General features: G+C 69.4%; 7 protein-coding genes. 1 reads left to right on the forward strand and 6 read right to left on the reverse strand.

What is annotated here, in order from left to right:
- Positions 1–37: 37 nt before the first annotated feature.
- The 6 genes from ureG to ureA are packed head-to-tail and all read right to left on the reverse strand — an operon-like array spanning position 38 to position 3,930.
- Positions 38–682: an urease accessory protein UreG gene (gene ureG, locus AC3WQY_RS23275; RefSeq protein WP_492710937.1), complete on the reverse strand. Its 645-nt coding sequence runs from the start codon at positions 680–682 to the stop codon at positions 38–40.
- Positions 679–1,365, reverse strand: a complete 687-nt coding sequence (locus tag AC3WQY_RS23280; RefSeq protein WP_492710938.1) for an urease accessory protein UreF — start codon at positions 1,363–1,365, stop codon at positions 679–681. Before AC3WQY_RS23280 ends, ureG begins: the two co-directional genes overlap by 4 nt.
- A 9-nt stretch (positions 1,366–1,374) precedes the next feature.
- Complete coding sequence (gene ureC / locus AC3WQY_RS23285; protein WP_492710939.1) at positions 1,375–3,093, reverse strand: urease subunit alpha; 1,719 nt, start codon at positions 3,091–3,093, stop codon at positions 1,375–1,377.
- Positions 3,093–3,398 carry an urease subunit beta gene (locus AC3WQY_RS23290; RefSeq protein ID WP_492710944.1) on the reverse strand — a complete coding sequence of 102 codons (306 nt, stop codon included), beginning with the start codon at positions 3,396–3,398 and terminating at the stop codon, positions 3,093–3,095. Before AC3WQY_RS23290 ends, ureC begins: the two co-directional genes overlap by 1 nt.
- Entirely contained in the window at positions 3,395–3,610 is a 216-nt protein-coding gene (locus AC3WQY_RS23295; protein ID WP_492710940.1) for a hypothetical protein, read from the reverse strand. The genes AC3WQY_RS23290 and AC3WQY_RS23295 overlap by 4 nt, the downstream gene beginning before the upstream one ends.
- A gap of 17 nt (positions 3,611–3,627) precedes the next feature.
- A complete protein-coding gene (ureA, locus tag AC3WQY_RS23300) occupies positions 3,628–3,930 on the reverse strand; it encodes an urease subunit gamma (RefSeq protein WP_285231227.1) in 303 nt (100 codons plus the stop codon).
- Between the two features lie 64 nt (positions 3,931–3,994).
- Between ureA and AC3WQY_RS23305 the strand changes: the two genes are divergently transcribed.
- A partial coding sequence (locus AC3WQY_RS23305; protein WP_492710941.1) for a hybrid sensor histidine kinase/response regulator occupies positions 3,995–7,171 on the forward strand: 3,177 nt, incomplete at its 3' end.

Genomic DNA, 7,171 nt, shown 5'->3' on the forward strand with positions numbered 1-7,171 from the left:
CGGCCTTGATGTAGCGCAAGAGCCTGCGAGGCTCACCTCAGCCGAGCAGCATGCCGCGCTGCTCGATGAAGGCCACCACCCGATCCAGCCCGGCCAGGGTCTTCAGATTCGTCATCACATAGGGCCGCATGGGCCGCATGCGCTGGGTGTCCGCCTCCATCACCGCGAGGTCGGCGCCCACATGCGGGGCCAGGTCGGTCTTGTTGATGACGAAGAGATCGCTCTTGGTGATGCCGGGCCCGCCCTTGCGCGGAATCTTCTCGCCCGCCGCCACGTCGATCACATAGATGGTCAGGTCGCTGAGCTCGGGGCTGAAGGTGGCGGCCAGGTTGTCGCCGCCCGACTCGATGAACACCACGTCCGCGTCGGGGAACTGACCCAGCATGCGGTCGATCGCCTCGAGGTTGATGGAGGCATCCTCGCGGATCGCGGTATGCGGGCAGCCGCCCGTCTCCACGCCCATGATGCGCTCGGGCGGCAGCGCGCCGCTGATGGTCAGGAGGCGCTGGTCCTCCTTGGTGTAGATGTCGTTGGTGATGGCCACCAGGTCCCAGCGCTCGCGCATCGCCTTGCAGAGCATCTCCAGCAAGGTGGTCTTGCCCGAGCCCACCGGCCCGCCTATGCCCACGCGCAGCGGCGGCAGCTTCTTCGTGCGGTTCGGGATGTGGTGCAGGATGCTCATGATCGGAACAGTCTGGAGTACTGGGTTTCATGCCGCGCCGAGAGGATGGCGAGCATGGGAGAGAAAGCCTGGCGCTCGCCGTCGCCCAGGGCCAGCGCGGCCTGCACGGCCGAGGGGATCGCATGGCTGAGCGAAGCCAGGATGCGCTGCCCCGCCAGCTGGCCCAAGGGCACGGCCTTGATGGCGGCCTGCACCATGTTCTCGGCCCAGCCGAAGGCATAGGCCAAGAGGGCGGATTCGGTGTCGGCGCCGGCGGCCGCATAGGCCAGCGCCATCACCACCGGGTAGGTGGGCGGGCCCAGCGCCAGGCAGGCCTGGATCTGCGCCGGGCTGGCACTGTCGTGGTTGCGCAGCCACTCGATCAGCGAGCGGCCCATCTGCTCGCATTGCAGGCGCAGCTCGGCGCTCTCGCGCGTCTGCAGCACCCAGTCGTTGAGCCCGCGCAGCCGCGGCATATCGTGCGCCGCCCAGGCCGGCAGGGCCTGGGCCAGCAGGGCGAGGTCGCCGCGCGCCAGCGCCAGGGTCAGGTGTTGCCCGAGCCAGTTCGCGGCGCTGGCTTCGTCGCGCACCAGCCCATGCTCGATCGCCGACTCCAGGCCCTCGGAGTAGGAGAAGCCCCCCACCGGCAGGGCCGGCGAGGCCAGCCAGATCAGCTGCAGGAGGCTGGCGGGATTCATCATCATCGCGCTTGATCAGAACAAAAAGTAGCGCTGCGCCATCGGCAGCACGGTGGCCGGTTCGCAGGTCAGCAAGAGGCCGTCGGCGCGCACCGCATAGGTCTGGGCATCGACCTCCATGCGGGGTGCATAGTCGTTGTGGATCATGTGGCGCTTGCCCACGCCGCGGATGTTCTTCACCGCCGCCAGGGTCTTGGCCAGGCCATAGCGCTGGCCCACGCCGGCGGCAAGCGCGGCCTGCGAGACAAAGCTCAGCGAGCCACGCGCCAGCGCGCCGCCATAGGCACCGAACATGGGCCGGTAATGCACCGGCTGCGGCGTCGGGATGGAGGCATTCGGGTCGCCCATCGCGGCCATCGCGATGCTGCCGCCCTTCAGGATGATGCTGGGCTTGACGCCGAAGAAGGCCGGCTTCCACAGCACCAGGTCGGCCCACTTGCCCACCTCCACGCTGCCCACCTCATGGCTGATGCCATGCGCGATCGCCGGGTTGATGGCGAGCTTGGCCACATAGCGCTTCACGCGCGCGTTGTCGTTGCCCGGCCCATCGCCCGGCAAGGCGCCGCGCTGCAGCTTCATCTTGTGGGCAGTCTGCCAGCAACGCATGATGACCTCGCCCACCCGGCCCATCGCCTGCGAGTCGGAGCTGAACATGCTGATCGCGCCCAGGTCGTGCAGGATGTCCTCGGCCGCGATGGTCTCGCGGCGGATGCGGCTCTCGGCAAAGGCCAGGTCCTCGGCGATGGCCGGGTCCAGGTGGTGGCACACCATCAGCATGTCCACATGCTCGTCCAGCGTGTTGATGGTGTACGGCCGTGTCGGATTGGTGGAGCTGGGCAGCACATTCGCCTCGCCCACCACCTTGAGGATGTCGGGCGCATGGCCGCCGCCGGCGCCCTCGGTGTGGAAGGTGTGGATGGTGCGGCCCTTGAAGGCCGCCACCGTGTCTTCCACAAAACCGCTCTCGTTGAGCGTGTCGGTGTGGATGGCCACCTGGGTGTCGGTGGCCTCGGCCACGTTCAGGCAGTTGTCGATGGCCGCCGGCGTGGTGCCCCAGTCCTCGTGCAGCTTGAGGCCGATCGCGCCCGCGGCTATCTGCTCGTGCAGCGCGCCGGGCAGGCTGGCGTTGCCCTTGCCCAGAAAGCCCAGGTTCATGGGGAAGGCTTCGGCCGCCTGCAGCATGCGTTCGATGTGCCAGGCGCCCGGTGTGCAGGTGGTGGCAAAGGTGCCGGTGGCCGGCCCGGTGCCGCCGCCCAGCATGGTGGTGACGCCGCTGGCCAGCGCCTCCTCGATCTGCTGCGGGCAGATGAAGTGGATATGGGTGTCGATCGCGCCGGCAGTGACGATAAGCCCCTCGCAGGCGATCACCTCGGTGCCCGGGCCGATGATGATGTCCACGCCCGGCTGGGTGTCCGGATTGCCGGCCTTGCCGATGGCGACGATGCGGCTGTTCTTGAGGCCGATATCGGCCTTGACGATGCCCCAGTGATCCAGGATCAGGGCGTTCGTCATGACCGTGTCCACGGCGCCTTCATCCCTGCCCCTCTGCGATTGCGCCATGCCGTCGCGGATGGTCTTGCCGCCGCCGAACTTCACTTCCTCGCCATAGCCTCCGGCGCGCAGGGTCAGGTCTTGCTCGACCTCGATGATCAGCTCGGTGTCCGCCAGGCGCAGGCGGTCGCCCACGGTGGGGCCGTACATCTCGGCATAGGCACGTCGGGCGATCCTGGCCATCACAGACGCCCCTGCACCAGGCCGCGAAAGCCGTAGACGATGCGCGCGCCGGCCAGCTCCACCAGTTCCACCGTGCGTTGCTGGCCCGGCTCGAAGCGCACCGCCAGGCCCGAGGCGATGTTCAGCCGCATGCCGCGCGCGGCCTCCCGGTCGAAGGCAAGCGCCGCATTGGTCTCGGCAAAGTGGTAGTGCGAGCCCACCTGGATGGGCCGGTCGCCGCTGTTTTGCACCACCAGGCTGAGGGTGCGGCGTCCCGGGTTGAGCTCGTGCTCGCCCGCGGGGGAGAAGAGCTCGCCGGGGATCATGCGCGCCCCGCCCTTGCCTGCCGCTTCAGCCACAGCTGGCGCAGCGCCACGCCCGCGCCGGGCAGCAGCAGCACCAGGCCCGCCAGCGCGGCGGGCTCGGACAGCCACTCCAGCAGTTCGTCCAATGCCGCATGGCTGTGGGCGTGGTCGGCGGCATGGGCCAGGGCCAGCGCCGGCAGCAGTGCAAGGCTCAGGGTGAGGATGCGCTTCATGAGAAGAGTTCCTTGGCTCAGACGATGGGTTGATGAACGGTCACGAGCTTGGTGCCGTCCGGAAAGGTGGCTTCCACCTGGATGTCGGGGATCATCTCGGCCACCCCGTCCATCACGTCGGCGCGCGTCAGCAGCGTGCGGCCCTCGCTCATCAGCTGGGCCACGGTCCTGCCGTCGCGCGCGCCTTCCATCACCGCGGCGCTGATGAAGGCCACCGCTTCCGGGTAGTTGAGCTTCAGGCCGCGGGCGCGGCGGCGCTCGGCCAAGAGGCCGGCGGCGAAGATCAGGAGCTTGTCGCGTTCTCTGGGTGTGAGTTCCATGCACAGGACATAGCAAGCCCCGTGCCTCGCCATCCAGGCACGGAAGCTGCGACATGGGAGGGCCATGTCGACTGCCGCCCCCCAACGCGTCATCAAGGTGCGCCGCGACTACAACGCCTGGGTCGCGAGCGAAACCCTGGAGGACTATGCGCTGCGCTTCACGCCGCAGCGCTTTCGGCGCTGGTCGCCGTTCCGGGTGGCCAACACCGCGTTTGGCGCCGCCAGCTTCCTGATCCTGGAGGCGGTGGGCGCCACCCTGCTGCTGCAATACGGCTGGGCCAACGCCGCCTGGGCGATCTGCGCCACCGGCCTGATCATCTTCCTGGCCGGCCTGCCCATCAGCATCGTCGCGGCCCGGCACGGCGTGGACATGGACCTGCTGAGCCGCGGCGCGGGCTTCGGCTATATCGGCTCCACCCTCACCTCGCTGATCTACGCCAGCTTCACCTTCATCTTCTTCGCGCTCGAGGCGGCGGTGATGGCCTATGCCCTGGACCTGGCGCTGGACATCCCGCCGCGCTGGGGCTATTTGATCTGCGCCCTGGTGGTGATCCCGCTGGTCACGCACGGCGTCTCGGCCATCAGCCGGCTGCAGCTCATCACCCAGCCGCTCTGGCTGCTGATGCTGATCCTGCCCTTTGCGGTGGTGCTGTGGCGCGACCCCGGCACGTTCGCGGGCATCGTGCACCATGCCGGGGAGCAATCGCACAGCGCCGGGTTCGAGCTGCGTTACTTTGGTGCGGCGCTGACGGTGGGCATCGCCCTCATCACCCAGATGGGCGAGCAGGCCGACTACCTGCGCTTCATGCCGGCCGAGACCCCCGCCAACCGCCGGCGCTGGTGGGCCGCGGTGCTGATCGGCGGGCCGGGCTGGGTGCTCCTGGGGGTGCTGAAGATGCTGGGCGGCGCCCTGCTGGGCTGGCTGGCGCTCAGCCATATGGTGCCGGCCGAGCGCGCGGTGGACCCCAACCAGATGTACCTGGCGGCCTACGAGGTGGTGTTCCCGCGCTATGGCTGGGCGGTGGCGGCCACCGCGCTGTTCGTGCTGATCTCGCAGCTCAAGATCAATGTCACCAACGCCTATGCGGGCTCGCTGGCCTGGAGCAATTTCTTCTCGCGCCTCACGCACAGCCACCCCGGCCGCGTGGTGTGGGTGGTGTTCAACACGGTGATCGCCTTCCTCCTGATGGAGATGAATGTGTTCGAGGCGCTGGGCGCGGTGCTGGGCCTGTACGCCAATGTGGCGATCGCCTGGATCATGGCGGTGGTGGCCGATCTGGTGATCAACAAGCCGCTGGGCCTCTCGCCGCCCGGCATCGAGTTCAAGCGCGCCCATCTCTACGACATCAACCCGGTGGGCGTGGGCGCGATGGCGCTCGCCTCCACGCTCTCGGTGAGCGCCTACCTCGGCCTGTTCGGCGAGCTGGCCCAGGCCTTCTCGGCGCTGATCGCGATGGCCACCGCCTTCATCACCGCGCCCCTGATCGCCTGGGCCACGCAGGGGCGCTACTACCTGGCGCGCCAGGGCGAGGCGAGCAGCTATGTGCGCTTGCAGGCCAGGCACTGCGTGATCTGCGAACGCGAGTACGAGGGCCCCGACATGGCCCACTGCCCTGCCTACCAGGGCCCGATCTGCTCGCTGTGCTGCACCCTGGATGCGCGCTGCGGCGACCTCTGCAAACCCCAGGCGCGCCTGGCCGCGCAATGGTCGGCAGCCCTGCGCGCCCTGCTGCCGCGCAAGACCTGGCCCTATCTGGACACCGGCCTCGGCCACTTCATCCTGCTGATGGCGGTGGTGATGCCGCTGCTGGCGGCGCTGTTCGGCCTGCTCTACCACCAGGAGCTGCGCGGCATGCCGGCACCAAGCGACCCGGCCGCGATCCAGAGCCTTGGCGCCGGCTTCCTCAAGGCCTATGCGCTGCTGGGCCTGGGCTCGGGCATCGTGGCCTGGTGGCTGGTGCTCACCCACCAGAGCCGCGAGGTGGCGCAGGAGGAATCGAACCGCCAGACCGAGGCGCTGATGCGCGAGATCGAATCGCACCGCCGCACCGACGAGGCCCTGCAGGCCGCGCGCACCGTGGCCGAGCGCGCGCAGGCCGCCGCCGAGGCCGCCAACCAGGCCAAGAGCCGCTATGTCAGCGCCATCAGCCACGAGCTGCGCACCCCGCTCAACAGCATCCTCGGCTACGCCCAGCTGATGGCCGCGGACGGCGATGTGCCGCCGCGCCGGCGCCAGGCGGTGCAGGTGATCAAGCGCAGCGGCGAGCACCTGCTCTCGCTGATCGACGGCACGCTGGACCTGGCGCGCATCGAGGCCGGCAAGCTCTCGCTGGAGGCCGCGCCGATGGCCTTCGAGGATTGCATGCACGAGCTGGCCGAGATGTTCGAGCCGCAGGCCGCCGCCCAGGGCCTCAGCTTCGTGTTCGAGCCGCAGGGCGAGCTGCCGGCCCAGGTGCGCGCCGACGAGAAGCGCCTGCGCCAGATCCTCATCAACCTGCTGGGCAATGCGCTCAAGTTCACCGCCAGCGGCAGCGTCACGCTGCGCGTGCGGCATGCACGCGAGATCGCGCAGATCGAGGTGCAGGACAGCGGCCCCGGGCTCAGCGAGGCCGAGCTGCAGCGCATCTTCGAGCCCTTCACCCGCGGCAGCACGCGCGGCACCGGCGCGGCGCCGGGCGCGGGCCTGGGCCTCACGATTGCCAAGATGCTCACCGAGCTGATGGGCGGCGAGCTGAGCGCGCGCAGCACGCCGGGCGAAGGCTCGGTGTTTGCCGTCAAGCTGTTCCTGCCCGCCCTGCATGAGGCGCCGCCGAGCGCGGCGCGCGGCCGGCCGCCCCCACCGCGGCGCGGCTACAGCGGCGCGCGCCGCCGGCTGCTGCTGGTGGACAACGAGGCCGCCGATCGCCAGCTGCTCGTCGAGCTGCTGCAGCCGCTGGGGTTTACGCTGCGCAGCGCGGCCAGCGGCCACGACGCGCTGGACCTGATCGCCGGCGGCTACCGGCCCGACGCGGTACTGATGGACCTGGCCATGCCCGGCATCGACGGCTGGGAAACCATCCGTCGCCTGCGCCTGCTGGGCCTGCAGGATCTGCCGGTGGCGGTGGTCTCGGCCAATGCCTTCGAGAAGGGGCAGGAGAACGAGGTGGGCATCGTCGCCGCCGACTTCATCACCAAGCCGGTGCGCCACGCCGAGCTGTTGGACTGGCTGGGCCAGCGCCTGCGGGGCCTGGGCATGTGGTAC

It is taken from the genome of Roseateles sp. FW301-B2, assembly GCF_058788955.1.